Origin of the sequence: Proteus sp. G2669 (assembly GCF_009915245.1) — a bacterium.
Taxonomy (GTDB): Bacteria; Pseudomonadota; Gammaproteobacteria; order Enterobacterales; family Enterobacteriaceae; genus Proteus.
The window spans coordinates 24,677-44,536 of the sequence record NZ_JAABLX010000025.1; the positions used below are offsets into that span (position 1 = coordinate 24,677).

At 36.6% G+C, this 19,860-nt stretch carries 10 protein-coding genes; 9 read left to right on the top strand and 1 reads right to left on the bottom strand.

Features of this window, described 5'->3' with window-relative positions; translation table 11 throughout:
- The first annotated feature begins 149 nt into the window (after positions 1–149).
- Entirely contained in the window at positions 150–1,409 is a 1,260-nt protein-coding gene (locus tag GWI68_RS06585) for a hypothetical protein (RefSeq protein ID WP_166539751.1), read from the top strand.
- Complete coding sequence (locus GWI68_RS06590; protein WP_166539752.1) at positions 1,406–2,560, top strand: hypothetical protein; 1,155 nt, start codon at positions 1,406–1,408, stop codon at positions 2,558–2,560. The genes GWI68_RS06585 and GWI68_RS06590 overlap by 4 nt, the downstream gene beginning before the upstream one ends.
- 199 nt (positions 2,561–2,759) lie before the next feature.
- On the opposite strand, the gene mutS is transcribed toward GWI68_RS06590, so the two are convergent.
- A complete protein-coding gene (gene mutS, locus GWI68_RS06595) occupies positions 2,760–5,324 on the bottom strand; it encodes a DNA mismatch repair protein MutS (RefSeq protein ID WP_166539753.1) in 2,565 nt (854 codons plus the stop codon).
- 789 nt (positions 5,325–6,113) lie between these two features.
- Here mutS and rlmF point away from each other — a divergent pair.
- The 7 genes from rlmF (at position 6,114) to GWI68_RS06630 (ending at position 19,858) form a co-directional block, all read left to right on the top strand.
- The gene (gene rlmF / locus GWI68_RS06600) at positions 6,114–7,079 is read left to right on the top strand and encodes a 23S rRNA (adenine(1618)-N(6))-methyltransferase RlmF (RefSeq protein ID WP_166539754.1); all 966 of its coding nucleotides are present in this window, start codon (positions 6,114–6,116) and stop codon (positions 7,077–7,079) included.
- Between the two features lie 811 nt (positions 7,080–7,890).
- Positions 7,891–8,040, top strand: a complete 150-nt coding sequence (locus GWI68_RS06605; RefSeq protein WP_166539755.1) for a hypothetical protein — start codon at positions 7,891–7,893, stop codon at positions 8,038–8,040.
- A 205-nt stretch (positions 8,041–8,245) separates the two neighbouring features.
- Positions 8,246–9,376, top strand: a complete 1,131-nt coding sequence (locus GWI68_RS06610; protein ID WP_166539756.1) for a DUF3829 domain-containing protein — start codon at positions 8,246–8,248, stop codon at positions 9,374–9,376.
- A gap of 313 nt (positions 9,377–9,689) precedes the next feature.
- On the top strand, positions 9,690–15,641 hold the full coding sequence (locus GWI68_RS06615) for an alpha-2-macroglobulin (protein WP_166539757.1): 5,952 nt from the start codon (positions 9,690–9,692) through the stop codon (positions 15,639–15,641).
- A 42-nt stretch (positions 15,642–15,683) separates the two neighbouring features.
- A complete protein-coding gene (gene pbpC, locus GWI68_RS06620) occupies positions 15,684–18,062 on the top strand; it encodes a penicillin-binding protein 1C (protein ID WP_166539758.1) in 2,379 nt (792 codons plus the stop codon).
- 169 nt (positions 18,063–18,231) lie between these two features.
- Positions 18,232–18,579 (top strand): hypothetical protein, encoded by a 348-nt coding sequence (locus GWI68_RS06625; RefSeq protein WP_072070169.1) that lies wholly within the window; start codon positions 18,232–18,234, stop codon positions 18,577–18,579.
- Between the two features lie 52 nt (positions 18,580–18,631).
- Positions 18,632–19,858: a PD-(D/E)XK nuclease family protein gene (locus GWI68_RS06630; RefSeq protein ID WP_166539759.1), complete on the top strand. Its 1,227-nt coding sequence runs from the start codon at positions 18,632–18,634 to the stop codon at positions 19,856–19,858.
- The last annotated feature ends 2 nt before the right edge of the window (positions 19,859–19,860 follow it).

The following is a 19,860-nucleotide window of genomic DNA, read 5'->3' on the forward strand; positions in this document are numbered from 1 at the left end:
GCCTTTATTTCTGTCTACCGCGTTATTACCAAAGCCGATTAGTGAATTGCTAGTCGGCTTTTCTTTATCTTGTATTATGTGATTTAACAAGATAAAACAAGCGTGTGATGTTGCATCTCGTTAATCGGGTAAAAGAGATAAAGGAAGATATGAAAGATTATTTTTTAAACGTCAAATTAGAGAGTTGCCATTTTGACCAAAATAAAACCTCACCGAAAGGAATGGTGAGATTAATAGCTTCAGGCAAAGTGTTTTATCTTAATGAAGATGATTTCACTCACTCTCAAGATTTTCTGAAACGTTTAAAACAAGGTGATGAACTTAAAATTTGTGCTGAATTGCTTAATGACGGCAGTTTATGGGTACAATGGATTTATCATGATTACAAAGGAAGGCTTGAGCCAGAAAGAACCTTTACACTTACCACTAAACAAAAAAAATGGTTATTGCTTGCTTTTGTTCTTACTGTAATTGGGAGTGGGTGGAACTATTATTCTCTGCTTTATCTAGAGGCTAATTTCTTTATCATCATTTCCATGGTTATTTCATTTGGTGCTGTAATGGCTGGAGTGAGTTATCTAGGAGAAAAAGCCTATCGTTTTTTTCAGCGTATTAGACCTAAGCATAAAAAAAGAATCAAAGCGCTGGATAAAGTAATGGCTAAACAAGATATTATTGCTCCAGATGGTGAACAACTGATTATTCCCGAAATAAAAACAATACCACTGTTAAAGCATATAACACGTAAAAACCCAACCTTTCATATCAAACAAAGTAAAGTGCAACGAGTACGAGGGAAAATAAAACTCTATCATGTTGATAAAATTAAAATACACTCCCGCAATGCAGAGAATGTGGTGATGCAAATATCTTGTCAGATTGATAAACATCCTTTTATATTTAGTTATAAAGAACGTTTATTTTATTCTGATCATAATTTATTTTTGACTGATGGTGATGATGTTGAATTGTTCTTTTGGCAAGCAGAAGATAACAACTCTGGGCCTGTTGTCTTAGGTGTTTATAATCATACTGATAATGGTGCTTATTCAATTTCAGGACAGCTGTACCTTGGACACCAGCGAACTAAACGATTATCGTTGTTAATTACAGGACTAATCAGCACCTTTATTTTCTCGTTGTTCGCCATTTTTTCTATTTCAGATGTTTACGATAATGGCAATTATTGGGATAAATGGGACTGGTTTTTTGTTGGTGATACTTTTTTAGGTCTGGGGATCATCTACGGTTCAATAATGACAGGATTTGCTTTTTTAATTGCCTTATTTTCGAATCTTTATATTTTACTATCACAAAAGGGAAATTGTAGCTTTCAAACCTATTTTTTGCTTCAACAGCAATGTGTTGAAAATAAAAAGCCGCTTTATGTTACGGAGTTAAGCCAATGAATCCTTTTTTCCGTAAACCCTTCATTATCATCACTGGTTTATTTATTTTAAGCCTATTCCTTTTTTATGGCGTACTTTTTCACGGTTTTGCTTCTAAGTGGCAATGGAAAAATGAAAAAGACGCGGATTTATCTTCCTATCCTTATTCTCGTTATGATTGGCGTAATACGTTTAATGCGCCAAGTGGTATCTTAATTAAAACAGAATCGGATCAAGGGCGATATGATGTTGATCTTTATGGCCGACTCTATAGGCAAGATAACCAGAGAAAATATACACTCTATTTTTCTGACAAAGAAGGCACTCGTTTTATGTCTCAGGGGCAAGGGAGTTTTTATAACGCCTATTGTATTTCTGAAAAGTGTGTTTTATTTACAGAGCAAGGACGGCAAGTGGTGAACTTAGCTAAGTTTATGCTTGATGATTTAATTCCTTGGCAAGAGAGTAATAATGGCTATTACCGTTTTCCTTTAGCACTTATTGGAGGCAAATTATTATATTCAGAGGCGACATCGCAATTAGTATTAGTTGACAATAAAACGATAATGACAAGTTTAGATGAGGGAGAGAGTTGGGAATATTCCATTAATACAGAAGAATTCGTTAAGCAGTATTATGCAGAGGATTTTGGTGAGTTTACACAATTCCATTATGCTTTATCGGGTGATTCTCTCGTTATTTTTTATAATCATCATTACACAACAAATACATTAGAAATTACATTAAATTTAGTTAATAAAGAAGTGACAAAAACACGTTGGCTTCCTGTGCGCGTAAAAGAAGTTGCTCAAAATGACAAAGGTGATATCTATTTTATTGCTCAACATGCTTCTCGTGATCTCTATTCTGTTGTTCAGCGCCAAGTTGATGGAAATATAGAAACTTTCTATGAAAGTGGTTATAAATATCTAAATGATTTGATGATAAGTAATAATGACTTGATTTTAACTAAAGGTCGTAATGATGATAGAGTTACATTAGTTTTTTCATTAAAAACAAAAAATTATACTTCTTATGATAAAATTACTGACGATATGATGTTTAATCCTGCGTTATCTTCATTTATTCGTTTATTTGACAACTATAGTGATGATGACACTTTATTGTTATTGGGTGAGCGACTGAAATATAGTCATGCTTCAATCAATTGAAGTGGTCTTTATCTCTGATTATTCTAGCTTAAAAATGCAGTCTCAAAAGACAATGACACAAATAAAAAACGATATAACAGCGAATCACATAAGTGAAATAGTGTAATTAACTGTGATAGAAATAGAAAAACTGTTATAAAAATGGCGCAGTGAAGATAAACACCACGCCATTTTTGATCATTCATTTGATTTTTATGTCCTATTTGGACATCTCTTTTAATCGATAAAGTTGTTCTAAAGCTTGTCGTGGCGTTAGAGCATCCGGATCGATTTTATCTAAAGCTAATTCAATCGCAGAAGGTTCAGCCTCTGTTAATAACATCAATTGTGACGTTTCAACATGACCAGAGCCAGAGTGACCAGATAACATTTCGAGCTCTTTTAACTTCTGTTTGGCTCGACGAATAACCTCTTTAGGAACACCCGCTAGTGCGGCTACAGCCAAACCATAACTTTTACTTGCGGCACCTTCTTGAACGCTATGCATAAAGGCAATGGTGTCACCATGTTCGACAGCATCTAAGTGAATGTTTGCAGTACCCTCAAGTTTTTCAGGTAATGTGGTTAATTCAAAATAGTGGGTCGCAAAGAGTGTCATTGCTTTAATGCGATTAGCTAAGTTTTCAGCACAAGCCCAAGCTAAAGATAACCCGTCATAAGTTGATGTACCTCGACCAATTTCATCCATTAGAACCAAGCTGTTTTCAGTCGCATTGTGCAAAATATTGGCTGTTTCGGTCATTTCCACCATAAAGGTAGAGCGACCAGAAGCAAGATCATCAGAAGCCCCCACGCGGGTAAAGATACGGTCAACAGGGCCAATTAATGCCTTTTCTGCGGGAACAAAGCTACCTATATAGGCAAGTAAAGTAATTAATGCAGCTTGTCGCATGTAAGTGCTTTTACCACCCATATTCGGGCCAGTAATAATTAATAAGCGACGTTGAGGTGCCAATTGTAATGGGTTAGAAATAAAAGGTTCACTAAGAACTTGTTCAACAACAGGGTGACGTCCCCCTGAGATTTGAATACCTGTTTTCTCACTTAATTCTGGGCGAGTATAATTTAATGATTCAGCGCGCTCTGCAAGGTTAGAGAGAACGTCTGTTTCAGCTAAAGCTTCTGCACTGATTTGTAATGCAGTAAGGTGTGGCAATAATTTTTCAAAAATTTCTTCATAGAGCATTTTTTCAATTGCCAGCGCCTTACCTTTCGAAGTCAGGACTTTATCTTCATACTCTTTTAGCTCAGGAATGATATAACGTTCTGCATTTTTCAATGTTTGACGGCGAACATAATGCATAGGCACTAAATTGCTTTGTCCGCGACTGACTTGAATGTAATAACCATGTACACCATTAAAGCCAACTTTAAGTGTATCAATACCCCACTTTTCACGTTCACGAATTTCAAGTTTATCAAGGTAATCACTTGCGCCATCGGCTAATGCTCGCCATTCATCTAATTCAGTATTATAACCAGAGGCAATAACACCACCGTCACGTACTAATACTGGCGGTGTTTCAACAATGGCTTGTTCAAGTAGTTCACATAATTCATCGAACTGGCTAATACGCTTTTGTAATTCTTTAATGTAAGGCATATCAGCTTGTTCAAGCACTTGATGAATATCATGATATTGCTGAAAAGCATGACGCATACGAGATAGATCACGAGGGCGTGCTGAACGTAGCGCTAAACGTGCTAATACACGTTCTAAATCGCCGATTTGACGTAAAAAAGGTTGTAACTCAAAATAGAGAGGCTGCAATGCGCTAATTGCGTCTTGACGTTTAATAAGTTGTTCACGTTGGCGTAATGGTGTGTGTATCCAACGTTTTAGCATACGGCTTCCCATAGGGGTAACACAAAGGTCAAGTACAGATGCCAGTGTGTTATCAGTACCACCTGCAAGATTTTGTGTTAATTCAAGGTTGCGACGAGTTGCCGCATCTAAAATAATCGAATCTTGAGGACGTTCCATGGTAATGCTACGGATATGAGGTAGAGAGGTACGTTGTGTATCTTTCACATATTGCAATAAACACCCAGCAGCGCAGAGCGCGAGATGTGCATTCTCAACACCAAAACCTGTTAAATCGCGAGTACCAAATTGTAGATTGAGCTGTTGTTTTGCTGTTTCAGGTTCAAATTCCCAAATAGGGCGACGACGCAAGCCTTGCTGGCGCTCAATCAATGCCATTGATTCAAAGGTTTCTGGATAAAGTAATTCAGCTGGATGGGTACGTTGTAATTCAGCTATCATGCTTTCACTATCAGGCATTTCAGTAACTCGAAAACGTCCTGATGTGATATCTAATGTAGCATAACCAAATGCGCCATTTTTATCTTGCCAAATAGCGGCTAAAAGGTTGTCTTGGCGTTCTTCAAGTAAGGCTTCATCAGTGACAGTACCTGGTGTCACAATACGAATAACTTTGCGTTCAACGGGACCTTTGCTTGTTGCAGGATCACCAATTTGCTCACAAATAGCGACAGACTCACCTAATTGCACTAATTTAGCGAGATAATTTTCAACGGCATGATGGGGAACTCCTGCCATAGGAATAGGTTGTCCCGCAGACTGACCTCGTTTTGTTAATGAAATATCTAATAAGCGAGAGGCTTTTTTAGCATCGTCAAAAAACAGTTCATAAAAGTCACCCATACGATAGAACAGTAAGATTTCAGGATGCTCTGCTTTAATTTTCAGATACTGCTGCATCATCGGTGTGTGGGAGTCTAAATGTTGAATGTCAGTCATGTTGTTGTCTGTCTTAACGTATTGAATTTTGGTTTATTTGTGAAAATCAATTGTTACACTGAATGTCGTTTTATTTCACAAGCATTGTGTGATCATATCACAAGGTTTCAGTCTGTTGTTTTAATTATCTTATAGTCAGCACTAAACAAGGTAGCACTTATGAGCCAAAAGTAGCCAGCAAAATGAGGCCATGAAACCGAATAGTAAAGTTAGGGCTGATACGAGTGAGAATACAGGTTACGTGTATTTTATGGTGCAACAGGCATTAAAACTATAGTAGCCCAGTTACGCCCAATTTGGCTGATGCCCTGTCACTGAGATAAAAGAAGAAAAGCAATATAAAAAACAGGAACAATGATCTGCTTTAATCAAACAGGACACTTTAATAATGGAATATAATCCAATTATGTGCAGATATTATTAGTTGGACGATTTACATTTTGTGTTAGTTGTTCCATGTTTGGCGTTAATGTATTCAATTTGGTCAAATCAGCTTATTGAATCTTACATCTAGGCAGTTTATTGCTTAAAACGGATGGTATATATCCTTATTCATTCAAACTGCAGGTTCGTTGGCCGTACCTAGCCAGCCGGGTCGTTCTCTGTCTATCTTCCCTTGCCGCCTTCCTGCATCTTGAATGACGTTGGGTATAAAGAGCAGGGCATTCCGGCATAAACTCTGAATGCAGGCTTAATACGGATTCATCCTGAGCTGTTAGCTGCAATTTGAAAGCTATAGGGTATATGGTATCGTACGCGTCAGAAATACCTTTAAGAGAGCCCTTCACGGTGGAAAAAAAGAAAACCTTCCTACAGCAGAAAAGCGGCTTGCACCCGCGTAACCGTCATCGTTCACGCTATGATTTTCCGGCGCTGATCGCCAGTTGTCCTGCACTGGAGCCGTTCGTCAAGCCGAATGCCTGGGGCGACATCTCGGTAGATTTTGCCGATCCAGCGGCGGTTAAAATGCTCAACCGTGCGTTGCTGCAACATTTTTATGGCATTGAACACTGGGACATTCCCGCCAATTATCTGTGCCCGCCGATCCCCGGGCGTGCCGACTATTTACACCATCTGGCCGACCTGCTGGCGACCAGCAACGGCGGTGAGTTCCCTCGCGGTAAAGGCGTGGCGATCCTTGATGTGGGTGTTGGCGCCAACTGTATTTATCCGATTATTGGCCTGTGTGAATACGGCTGGCGTTTTACCGGTTCGGAGATTGATCCGGTATCGCTCAATACGGCCAAAATGATCGTGGAGATGAATCCGACACTGAGAAACGGCGTGCGTCTACGTTTACAAAAACAACCCGAATTTATTTTGAACGGCATCATCGGCGTGGCGGAGAAATTTGATGCCACACTGTGTAATCCACCGTTTCACAGCTCTGAACAGGAAGCGCAAGCCAGCACCCGCCGCAAACTGCACAAGCTGGGTAAAGGCGAGGTAGCCGACAAGCCGGTACAGAACTTTGGCGGTAAAAATAAAGAGCTATGGTGTGAAGGCGGTGAAGAAGCCTTTGTGCGTAAAATGGTAGAGGAGAGCGTTAGCTTGGCGCAAAACTGCCTGTGGTTCACCTCGTTGATTTCTAAAAACACTACCTTGCCTTCGATTTATCACGCGTTGAAGCTGGTGGGTGCGGCCGAAGTCCGTACCATTGAAATGGCGCAGGGGCAAAAAATCAGTCGCTTCGTGGCCTGGACTTTCCACGACGCACAACAGCAGGTCGCTTGGGCGACAGAACGCTGGCGTTAATTTCCCTGGTGCCGGTTATTTAACCGGCACCGATAAACCTTCGCATTTCCCTTTAAATTTCTACACGTTGCGTTATTCTCAATATGTCTTCCAATACTAAAAATATTAAAAAAGTTATTTATTCAAAATACAATACTTACCTTACTTAATTGATATTTTAATCCGGTATATATACCCAATGTAATTCAAGCTGCAGGCTGAGCGCAGCCAACGAACCTGCGGTTTGAATGAATAAGGGTATATGATCACATCATAAACACATTAAGGAAGATGCATGGTTCGGAGGAAATCATTCAGGCTTGAAATGACGCAAGGAGCAGCTTGTTTGAGTATACATCCCATGAGTCTCCTTTCCTCCCTCCTGTTTTAAATGACTGGCAGAACTAGCAGCCTCATAATGTCGCAGTACTCACAGCGGCATTATTCATCGAATCCGTTTCTGCTAATAAAATCTATTGTACTTGAAGAGGATCGGAAGTAATTCACGGTCAAGCAGCTTAGCCAGCCCCCATTTATTAGTGCTTAGAATTGTTCGTAATCCTTTATCAGCAGCGAGAACATCAGGTAGGGGCTGGGCAATACAAGTGGCAGCGACAGTGTATTGATAACTTGTTTTTTTGGTCAACTTCATCATTTATGCCTATGTTGGGTTAATCAGATTAACCTTCCCGATAAACAAGGTCCTCATTCACCGACCGAACTCACACCTAGCGACTCATTTACTGGTCGCCTAGCTACACTTTGAATTGGCCGAATGGGGCGATTATGGCAATCTGTTATTTTAAGTAAATGACGTACAGGGTTAGTTTGGTTGCCAGTTGAAACACTTATCCAGCAACATCAAGATGATTATTATCGAGTATTAGGTGGGGTTGATAAACAGAGTGATAGTACCTGCTTTATGGATTTTATATTAAAGCTTATTGCTCAGGCGTTAAAAGAAGGAATTGAAAATAGTTAATATAGATATCTATAAAATCTTTAAAAAATACTTATAAATATATAATATTATGTTTAAGTAAATGTACGTCGTTAATCAAATGTTAATACTCTTATTAAGAGTGTTATTATGTTTCTTAAAATTAATTTAATAAATAATAGTCATTAATTATTAAACTCATTATAGTCTATAGCGAGTTAATTACTTAATAATATAATGAGGGATTATGAGAAAGAGCATATTAGCATCGATAATAAGTCTTTTATTAATATCAGTAGTAGGTTGTGATAATTCAAATGAAAATTCGAATACAGGAACACCCTCGCAAGATAAAAATAAAACAGAGCAAACAACACAATCTCAACCTGATTCAAAAAATATCCAATCAGATGAAGTTCAGTTTAGTCAAAAAATTGAAAAAGGTAATTTGTGGTTAGCAACGTTTAACGAAGATTTTGGCACCATTATACAGAAAAAAACGGGCAGAATTTCAGGCACAATTAACGTTAATCTTTTAGATAATACGAAAACAGTTTTAACAAGTTTAAGTTCTGATAATGGTGAAAGCATTGATTTAACACCTTTCAAAATATTCGAAACTGAAACAGACCAAATAAAAAAAATGAAAGCGAGCAGTGCGATAATGCCTGTTAGAAGCGCTTTCTCTATGCATTTGAGTGCTTCAGGAGCAGAGCGTGCTAAAGAATCTTTTGAATTTATGAAAACTCTTCCTCCCACACTTCCAGAATTAGATGCTGTAGGTAATACTTATGGTGAAAGTTATGTTGATTTATATGAAAAACTGCTAAAGCTGGGTGATTATCTGGTTGTAAAAGAGACTTATCGTTTAGATGATTTCGCTCAAGCCAGTAATTTGTATGAAGAAGTGAAAAATGCTTATGCCAAACTAATCGATGAGAAAGAAAAAGCTGCTGATGCATATGAAAACTATTATCAAGCAATGCATATTGAAGAGCTTGAATTAGTGAAAAAAGAAGGTCTGGTTGTTCGCTATCAAATTATGCAATCACTGGATACAGTAACCAACACACTTGATTCAATGAACCCAGATAAAATAGATGTGGCTATACTCTCTGCTGCAATTACCAAAATTGAAGCTCAATCAATTGAATTAGAAAAAATATTTGGTGACGAAACATTGCTGAATAAAGAAAATATGAAAGGCTCTGATTATTCAGTTAAAAAATATTTAGAATTATACCAACAACTTGTTATTGAGTTAAAAGTGTTAGAGAAAAAACTCAATGAGAATAAAGATATATCGAGTAGCATAAATACGATTTCAAATGAATATAAATATTTGATAGAGAATTATAACTCTTTAATAGCGAAGTAATATTTGCGCCGAGAAAATGTAAATCGCACTTTAATAGTGCGATTCTTCTCGCAAAAATTGCCTTTTATTCTGTATTTTATTAAACATAAAATGATTATTAGAAAAAGATGATTCAAACTAAAGTTCAGAAGAGTCTTGAAATAGAGTTGAATGCTAGGAAAAAAATATTAAGAATGTAATCTGTCTTTATATACTTATTTATTAATAAGTACTAATGCTTATTTACTTACAGAAACCCTAATTATTTCAATTTTTGACTTAATTTTACTGATAAAAAAATGTATTTTTATCAGAGCAATCTAGGACTATCTATATGGATGTATTGCGCTTTTTACTTAGCCTTCCGTTTAAACTGATCCGTTTATTGGGTTGGGCTATTGTTTTTTGTATTCGTCTTCTTGAAAAAATACTTAGCCCGTTTATAGGACAAATACAATGGAGTACACCTATATGGATTAGTTTTGTTGCTCGGCATTTGAGAAATATTGAAAAGGGTATAGTGGACCACCCGAAAACGGTATTAGGTTCTATTATTTTTCTTCTAGTCGCATCATTCGGTAGTTACTACGGTTATCACAGTTATCTTAATCGCCCTGTTCCTATTGATGTTGCTCCCATTGTTGTGCAAAAAGTTGATATAAAACTGACTGCCCCTACGCCAATCAATTATGCCAGTGACAATCCTCAATCACAGAAAATAACGTTATCTTTTTCACGTTCTGCCGCACCGATTACACTTATTGATAAAGAAGTCACTGAAGGTGTGACATTAACACCTGCGATTGAGGGTAATTGGCATTGGCAAAATGGTTCAACCCTTGTTTTTACAGCGAAAAAACCATTTGCAATGGGAAGCGAATATCAAATAGAACTCGATGAATCTCTGTTGTTAGCGCCTCAGTTTTCACTTAAATTAAAAAAATATGAATTTAAAACGTCCATTTTTGATTATCGCTTAGGGAATGGTGAGTTTTATCAAGATCCTCAGAATCCTGCTCAAAAGCACGCCATTATTAAAATTGCATTTAATGCCCCTGTCGATATTCAGAGCTTTGAAAAACGGCTTTCAATGAAATATGGCGATAATGAGAAACTAAAATACGTTATTAATTATGATAATAAGAAATTAACGGCATGGGTTCATTCTGAACAGTTAGCACTAAAAGATATTAGTAGCAAAGTATTCCTTAAAATTGCACCTGGTGTTGTGAGTGCAGTGACAGCAAATTCAACATCAAAAGAAAAAACCTATAGCGTGGATGTTCCAAGCTTATATAGCCTTAGTGTTTCCAATATAGAAAGTGAGCTTGTTGAGTCTGAAAATGGTAAAGATGCGCGTGTGCTTATTGTTTCTTTAAATGATGCGTTGAATGAGAAAGAGATAAAAAATGAAGTTAGTGCATGGCTACTACCTCAACATAATTTAGAAATACAAAATGCTGACCTTAACCAAGGTGAAGATGATTATTACGATTGGAATTTGAATGATGTTAGTAACACTATTCTTGAACAGTCAGAAAAATTAACACTTGAGATAAGTGATAATGAGCAAGAAAATCAGGCTACCTTTGCTTTTAAATATAATGCACCTGCTTATCGCTCCTTATTGGTTAAAATTTCAAGTGGAATAACATCTGTTGGAGGATACCAATTAAAAGAAGATCGTTATCAAATCGTCCGTGTCCCTGATTACCCACAAATGCTGAGTTTTGTATCTGAAGGCGCTTTACTTTCTATGACAGGAGATAAACGGATCACCGTTTCTGCTCGTAATCTTCCGGGGTTACAATTAGATATTAAGCGAGTTATTCCAAATCAGTTACAACATATCGTTTCTTTTAAAGATAAATATTTTACTTCAACAAATTTTAACCGTCTGAATGATGAATATTTTACAGAGCATTTTACTTATCAAACAGCGCTTAACAATGAAAATAAAGGTGAAACCCAATATAAGGGTATCGATTTAAGTCGCTATTTATCTGCTGATCCTAATGCTAAACGTGGCATATTTTTATTAAAACTGACTTCTTGGGATCCGAACAAAGCATCAAGAACAGATGATGAAGACGAAGAATATTATGAAGATGATGATGACGATGATGAAGAGGTTTCTGATGCTCGCTTTGTTGTTGTCACTGATTTAGGCATTATCGCGAAATCCTCGATTAATGGTTCAAGAGATGTTTTTGTACAATCTATTTATAGTGGTGAACCGGTTAGTAACGCGAAAGTCTCTGTCATTGCTAAAAATGGAACAACGTTACTTAGCAAAATAACTAATGCTGATGGGCATGTTGCTTTTCCAACGCTTAAAGACTTTAGAAATGAACAAACTGCGGTTCTTTTTTTAGTGGAAAAAGAAGGGGATATTTCATTTTTACCGACAAATGCTTATTACGATAGACAACTAAATCTTTCTCGCTTTGATGTTTATGGTGATGAAACGCCCAATGATCCTCGGACTCTTGATAGTTTTCTCTTTTCTGATAGAGGTGTTTATAGACCTGGTGAAACTTTCAATATTGGGCTAATTACACGGACATTTGACTGGAAAACGGCTATTGAAGGTGTACCTCTACGTGTTGAAATTCGTGATCCTCGTAATACATTAATGTTAAATAATTCCATGACATTAAACGAGTTTGGTTTTAATGAATTGAATTATACTACTTCAGAAAATTCGCCTACTGGAGATTGGAATATTTATCTTTACTTGGTGGGTAAGAATAATGAAGATGCCAGTTTATTAGGCAGTACGAGCATTGTCGTTAAAGAATTTGAACCTGATTTACTTAAAGTTGCACTTAATCTGAAACCTAATAGGCAACAAGGGTGGGTTAAACCTTCTGAATTAAAAGCATCAATTGACGTACAAAATTTATTTGGTACACCAGCACAAGATAGACGTGTTGTATCTAAATTAACGTTACGACCAATTTATCCTAATTTCTCACGTTATTCTGATTATCGTTTTTATGAAAACCGCCGTAATCATGATAGCTTTGAAACAGAGTTAGAAGAGACGATAACAAATGATGAAGGGATAGCTGATATTGATTTAGGGCTAGAGTCCTATGATGATGCAACTTATCAATTACAACTTATCTCTGAAGCTTTTGATGCAGGAAGTGGTCGCTCAGTCACTGCAGCGGCCCGTGTAATGGTATCTCCTCATGATTATCTCGTTGGTGTAAAAGCAGACGGAACACTTGACTATATCAATCAAAATGCACAACGTAATCTCAATTTCATCGCCATTGATCCAACATTAAAACAAGTCACCCAAGAGGCGCTCACACTAGAACGTTATGAGCAAAAATACCTTTCTGTTTTAACTCGCCAAAATTCGGGTGTTTATAAATATCAATCTAAATTAAAAGAAGTTTTTATTAATGAAGTACCATTTTCTATTGATGAAAATGGTAGCCACTTTTTATTAGAGACGCAAACACCGGGTAATTTTGTATTATTAGTCAAAAATAAAGCAGGTAATGTGCTCAACCGTATCAATTATACAGTCGCAGGAAACGCGAATGTTACGCGATCTCTTGATCGGGAAGCAGAGCTACAACTCACTTTAAACAAAGACACATACAAAGCTGGTGAAGAGATAGAAATTGCCATTAATGCGCCTTATATCGGCAGTGGCATTATCACTATAGAAAAAGATAAGGTTTATCATTGGCAGTGGTTTACATCATCAACAACAAGTTCAGTACAAAAGATCCGTGTTCCTGATGAGTTACAAGGTAATGGTTATATCAATGTCCAATTTGTTCGAGATATTAACTCTGATGAAATATTTATGAGTCCACTTAGCTATGGTGTTATACCGTTTAAAGTGAGTCGTGAAAATTTCCAAGCTAATATTGAATTGCAATCACCAGAGGTTATTAAGCCTGGTGAGACCTTGCCGATCACCGTAAAAACAGAGACTCCACAACAAGTTGTTGTATTTGCTGTTGATGAAGGCATTTTACAAGTTGCACGATATAAATTAAAAGATCCGTTGGATTACTTCTTCCGTAAACGATCATTAGAAGTTGAAAGCACACAAATACTCGATCTTATCTTGCCTGAGTTTAGCAAAATGATGTCACTGACATCGGCACCGGGTGGAGATGCGGGAGAAGGTGTTGATCTCTATTTAAACCCATTCAAACGTAAAAAAGAAGAACCGGTGGCCTATTGGTCTGGTATTACGGAAGTAGAGGGTGGATCTGTCTTTAATTATAAAGTGCCTGAATATTTTAATGGCAAGATCCGCATAATGGCGATATCTGTTACCCAAAATCGTATAGGGAATGCACAACGTTATACTACAGTGCGTGATGATTTTGTATTAAGCCCACATATACCGACGACTGTCGCACCAAATGATGAATTTGATGTGACTTTAGGTATTGCAAATAATCTCACTGATCTTAATGGTGTTAAAACAAAACTGGATGTCACGATAACACCAGAAGCTCAATTAGAGGTAATAGGACAAAAGAGTTATCAACTAGAATTAGGTGAGAAAAAAGAAACGGTAGTTTCCTTTAGAGTAAAAGCGAAATCGCAATTGGGTAATGGCGCTATCACGTTCTCAGTGAATAATGAAGGCAAAGTGACTCAAAGAACGATGAATCTTTCTATTCGCCCTGCTTCAGCTTATCGAACTCAATCAAGCTTAGGTCGTATGGATGGAAAAGAGCAGAGTGTCACGTATATTCGTCAAATGTATGATGAGTATGCGCAAAGAGATGCGCGTGTATCTTACTCTCCTTTGGTGCTCAGTAGTGCATTAGCTCAATATCTAGCTAATTATCCTTATAATTGTTCAGAGCAAATAACCAGTCAGGCAATACCGTTGTTATTCCATCAACGTAACCCTGAAATGAAGGCGATCTATTCACAAGATAAAATTCGTTCTCAGCTTGAACAAACAATGGCGACATTACTCACTCGTCAAAATGGGCAAGGGGCGATAGGAACATGGCGCTCTACACCATCGACAGACCCTTTTGTCACCTTATATGTGGTTCAATTTTTACTAGAGGCACAAGAAGCAAATTACCCTGTATCTGATACATTATTACGATCATCTAATGAATATTTAACTAAGCTTGCCGTCAATGTAGGGTTAAATAATCAAGATGAACTTAGAATGCGTGCTTTTGCAGTCTATTTGCTAACGCGTCAAGGCAAAGTTACTACCAGTGAAATAGCTGCTATTCAAACGCGTATGCAAAAGAACTATCCAAAAACATGGCAGAGTGATTTAGGTGCTTTATATTTAGCTGCTTCTTACAAAATGCTGAAAATGGATAAGCAAGCTGACGAGTTGTTAAAGCCCACATGGCAAGAGCTAAGCAAGGCTTATAGTAAAGCATGGTGGTCGCAAAACTATTTAGATCCGCTGGTTCTAGACAGTACAAGATTGTATTTGATTGTGAAACATTTTCCTGAAAAAGCGGCTGATATTCCACCGCAGCTCTTAGAGAATATGGTATTGCGCTTTAAAGAGGAGCGCTATACCACACAATCATCAGCGATGAGTATTTTGGCATTAGAGCATTACACTAAACAGATCCAAAGCACCACAGCGTCAGCACAACCATTAACAGTGAGCGTTAAAAAAGGTGAAAATCCGCCAATAGTGATCTCATCAATGACAAATGCAACTGCGATTGGCCAGTTTGGTGCAGGTATTAACGAAGTTTTATTTAATAACTCAACAAATAATCCTGCTTGGTATGTTGTTACACAGTCTGGTTTTGATAGTGAGCAACCTAAAGAAGCGCTTTCACGAGGATTAGAAATTTCTCGTGATTACGTGAATGAAAAAGGTGAGTCTGTAAATAGTGCAACGTTAGGTGAAAAGCTTTATGTACATATAAAAGTCAGAGCCAATGCAAAGCAGGGTGTTGATAATGTTGTGCTGGTGGACTTACTTCCGGGAGGATTTGAGGTTGTACAGCAATCAATGGATGATGTTGATAACCCTGAAGTGGAATGGTTGTCACCAACGGGATCAAAAGGAACACGCTGGTCACCAGAATACAGTGATATTCGAGAAGACAGAGTCATTATTTATGGTAGGGCTAACCAACAGGTACAAGAATTTGTTTATCAAATTAAAGCGACTAATTCTGGGGTATTTACAATACCGCCAGCATTTGCAGAAGCGATGTATGATAGAGAAATACAAGCATTAGCTGTTGGTAAAGGAGTTATGACTGTTAATAAACCGACGTTAAATAATGGCAGTGTAAAATGAAATTAAGTTGGGTTTCTAACGCTGATTTGTGGTTATTCTAAGATGGTCAGAAGTCAGCGTGTTTTACAAAATATTTTGATGGGTGGCTTTTTAGTTGCCCTTTTTTGTGTAGGATTTCGATTATTTCCTCATCCAGCACTTTCAGAGGGTTTCTTATCTTCAACAGCTTATTATGATAGCAATGGCAACCTACTTCGCTTAACACTTGCTAATGATGAGCGTTATCGATTATGGACAGATTTAGACGACATTTCGCCTTTAATGGTTGAGAGCGCCATGCGATATGAAGATCGCTGGTTTTATTATCATATAGGTTTTAACCCTTACAGTTTAATTCGTGGTTTTTTCGTCAGTTATATTTATGGTGAACGATTACAAGGTGGCTCTACAATTACAATGCAATTAGCGCGTATGCATTGGCAATTAAATACGCGAAATGTAGGGGGAAAACTTGTTCAAGTATTACGCGCTATTCAATTAGAACTTAGTTATTCAAAACATGATATTTTAGAAGCGTATTTTAACTATGCACCTTATGGGCGAAATATAGAGAGTGTTGGGGCAGCAAGCCTGATTTACTTTAATAAAAATCCTAAAGAATTAACGTTACCTGAGGCGTTAACACTTGCCGTATTACCTCAATCACCGAGTTACCGAATCGAGCCAAATAGTGATGGCATTAGCCTTTCTTTAATGAAAACGCGAAACCAGCTTTATGATTATTGGTTAAAAGAGCATCCTAAAGATGCCAATTTATCAGCACTCTTTCAATTACCGCTTCGGCTACGCCAGCCTGAGAAGATGCCTTATATAGCGCCTCATTTAGTTGAACAAATTGAAAAGCAGGAAAGGTTTAATCCAAGAAAGCCTACAACCATAGTGACAACAATTGATCTCCCATTACAAAAATTAGTTGAGAAACAAGTTGATGCATTTATTGAACGAAATAAACACCTTGGTGTTAAAAATGCCTCAGTGATCCTTGTTGATACACGAGATATGGGCGTTAAAGCGCTAGTTGGTTCGGCTGATTATTATAATGTTGATATTCATGGGCAAGTTAATGGCACCAATGCAAAGCGTTCACCGGGTTCAACATTAAAGCCTTTTATCTATGCATTAGGATTAGAGCAAGGCATTTTACATCCTCGAACAATTTTAAAAGATGTGCCTTCAACCTTTGGCAGTTATGCGCCAGAGAACTTTGACTTACGCTTTTTAGGGCCTATTTCTGCTACTCAAGCTCTCAATTACAGCCGAAATATCCCAGCAGTAGCCATAGCTTCGCAATTGAAACAGCCTACGCTCTATCAGTTTTTACAAATGTCAGGTGTTAGTAATATGGCCAGTGAAAAACATTATGGTTTATCGCTGGTGCTTGGAGGCGGTGAAATTACGGTACAAGAGTTAGCAAAGCTTTATGGAATATTAGCTAATCAAGGAGAGCTTAAACCATTAAGAATGCAAAGTACGGATACTATTGCCAAACCTATTCGATTGCTAAGTGAAGAAGCAAGTTTTATCACGCTAGATATGTTAGGGCAACATCGAAGACCTGATGATACTTTGGCGCAAAAATCTATGGCTTTACCCATTTATTGGAAAACAGGCACCTCTTGGGGATTTCGTGATGCATGGAGTAGTGGGATCTTTGGCCCCTATGTTTTAGTGGTTTGGATAGGTAACTTTGATGGTAAAGGAAACAGTGCATTAATTGGTGCCGAAGCTGCTGCACCTCTATTTTTTAATATTATAGATAATATAGTTGCAGACTATCCGAAGTTAAAAGAGCCTCGATTTAAACTGCCTGAAAATATTAAACAAGTCGATATTTGTCTGGCGAGTGGTAATTTACCTACACCATGGTGTCAACGTAAGGGTAAAACATGGTTTATTCCAGGAAAATCACCGATTAAAGTGGATGCTATTTATCGGCCTCTAGCAATTGATAAAACGACGGGAGAGGTTGTCTGTCCCCCGTATAATGAAGATCAGGTAAATATCGAAATTTTTGAATATTGGCCTTCTGATTTAGCTAAAGTATTTGCTCAAGCAGGGCTACCGAAGCGAACCCCTCCTTCTACTGCTCATTGTAAAAATGGGGATATGGCAGTGACAGGAGCACCTCCTCGTATATTATCGCCATTACGAAATACAACGTACACCTTTAAACGAACATCAACGCCGAATACATCCATTGTATTTAATGCAACAGCAGATAATGACAGTAATATAATTTACTGGTTTGTTGACGATGCTTATTTGGGAAACAGTACCAATCAGCGTTCAATAGAGTGGCAGCCAAAAGAAAGTGGCCGTTACCGCATTCGTGCTGTGGATGATAAAGGACGGGCAGACACTCGTAATATTCGAGTTGATATTATTGGTGTAATGAAAACACAAGTGGCAGAAGTAGATTAATATTAGTGTTAAAAACCACCGGTTTTACTTAATGATTGTCTTAAAATTTTAATATTAATTTCTATCGTGATCTTATTCTAACTATTATAACTCGATATTGTTGCAAGATAATTATTAGGTAAAATATTGAAAAATATTTTATCTTGTCAGCAAGGAAGAAATAATCAGCATGAAAACTCGAATTCTAAAATTAGCATTATTAGGCGCATTAACATTACCTTTGGTTGGATGTGGTGATGGAACACCTAATTGTGATAGTACTGAAGCAAAGAACTTAGTGGTTGATATTACAAAAGACGAATTACGTGACCAAAAAATGGCAGCCGTGATCGATCAAATTAAGATCAAAGTGGAAAGTGTACGTACACGTGAACATGACGAAAAAAGAGATACTTATTCGTGTGCTGCTGAACTTTCTTTTGAAGGTAAAGGCGGTAAGAACTCTATTCCAATTACTTATACCATCGAAAGCACGGATGATGGCAAAGAATTTTATGTCAATGTATTTGGTTTATAATTGATTCAGATAAAAAACCATCGTTATGATGGTTTTTTTCTTAAGAGGGTATATGACTGTTTTTGATAAACAGGGAGATTTTTGTGATGGATCAGTAAAAAACAAATACTTAACCATCATAAATTTAGCAAGAAATACGGTTTTAAAACATGATGAATTAGAAGATAATCTTTTATGCTCTACTAATTTAGTCGATGTTCTTAATATTAATGAAAATAAGCATAGTATTATTTTAAAGAAAATATTAAATAATAAAAAAGGTAATGAGTATAAATTTATCCCTTCTTTTTTAAAACGGGTTTTAAAGAAAGAAATTATCTTTAATTATAAAGAACTAAAAATCAAAACAGAAAAGAATCGAGTTGATATTAGTATTGAAGATGGATTTTATGCAATCATAATAGAAAGTAAAGTTTGTAATGCGCCAGATCAAGAACGACAATTAGAAAGATATATTGAAAAATTTATCTCTGATGGGTATCAAGAAGAGAATATTTTTGTTTTGTATTTAACGGGATATAAGAAAGAAGATTACCTGCCTGAGAGTCTTGGTAAGTATAAAGAGAGTAATAAGGTTTATTTTAAACTTTCTTCATTTGAATGTGAAATATTAATGTGGTTAGAAAAAGATGTTTACCCTCAGATAAATAAAACTGATAAAAATAATAAAGTTTTTGATTCTTTTGTGTATCAATATAAAGATAGCTTAGAAATTAAATTTCTAAATAAATATGAAAAAGAAAAAAACAAAATGAATGATGAAATAAATGACTATATTCTTAATGCAATAAATGTATCTGAGAATTACATTGATGACGGAATTGATGAGATAAAAAAGATCATTAATGATACAGAATCATTAAGAAAAAACTTAAATACTCTCTTAATTAGAGAAATAGAAAGAGTTTTTACTTTATGGGGAAATAAAATAAAAAATGATTATCCTCAGTTAGAATTTTCAGATGACAACTGTGAGATAAATGAAAAGTATGTTGGTGTTTTAATCGATTATAATAAAAATAAATTTTCTGTTGCTATCGAAAAAGATAGTTCGAATATTTATATTGGTGTGAAAGTTCATTCTTATAAAGAACCAGGACTTAATGAAGAAATTGCTAAACTATTAAATAACGTATTTGATACCTCTTATAAAATAGGAGTAAATTATTGGTATGGATGGAAATATATCGATGATTATGGGCAGATTTACTCTAATTTTGAATTGTTATTGAACAAGATAAACCAAGAAATAGAACTGCTATCTGAGAATAAAAAGTAGAT

Coding starts and splice junctions, on each gene's coding strand:
- GWI68_RS06585 (WP_166539751.1), top strand. CDS start 150: ATGAAAGATTATTTTTTAAACGTCAAATTAGAGAGTTGCCATTTTGAC.
- GWI68_RS06590 (WP_166539752.1), top strand. CDS start 1,406: ATGAATCCTTTTTTCCGTAAACCCTTCATTATCATCACTGGTTTATTT.
- mutS (WP_166539753.1), bottom strand. CDS start 5,324: ATGACTGACATTCAACATTTAGACTCCCACACACCGATGATGCAGCAG.
- GWI68_RS06610 (WP_166539756.1), top strand. CDS start 8,246: ATGAGAAAGAGCATATTAGCATCGATAATAAGTCTTTTATTAATATCA.
- GWI68_RS06615 (WP_166539757.1), top strand. CDS start 9,690: ATGGATGTATTGCGCTTTTTACTTAGCCTTCCGTTTAAACTGATCCGT.
- pbpC (WP_166539758.1), top strand. CDS start 15,684: ATGGTCAGAAGTCAGCGTGTTTTACAAAATATTTTGATGGGTGGCTTT.
- GWI68_RS06625 (WP_072070169.1), top strand. CDS start 18,232: ATGAAAACTCGAATTCTAAAATTAGCATTATTAGGCGCATTAACATTA.
- GWI68_RS06630 (WP_166539759.1), top strand. CDS start 18,632: ATGACTGTTTTTGATAAACAGGGAGATTTTTGTGATGGATCAGTAAAA.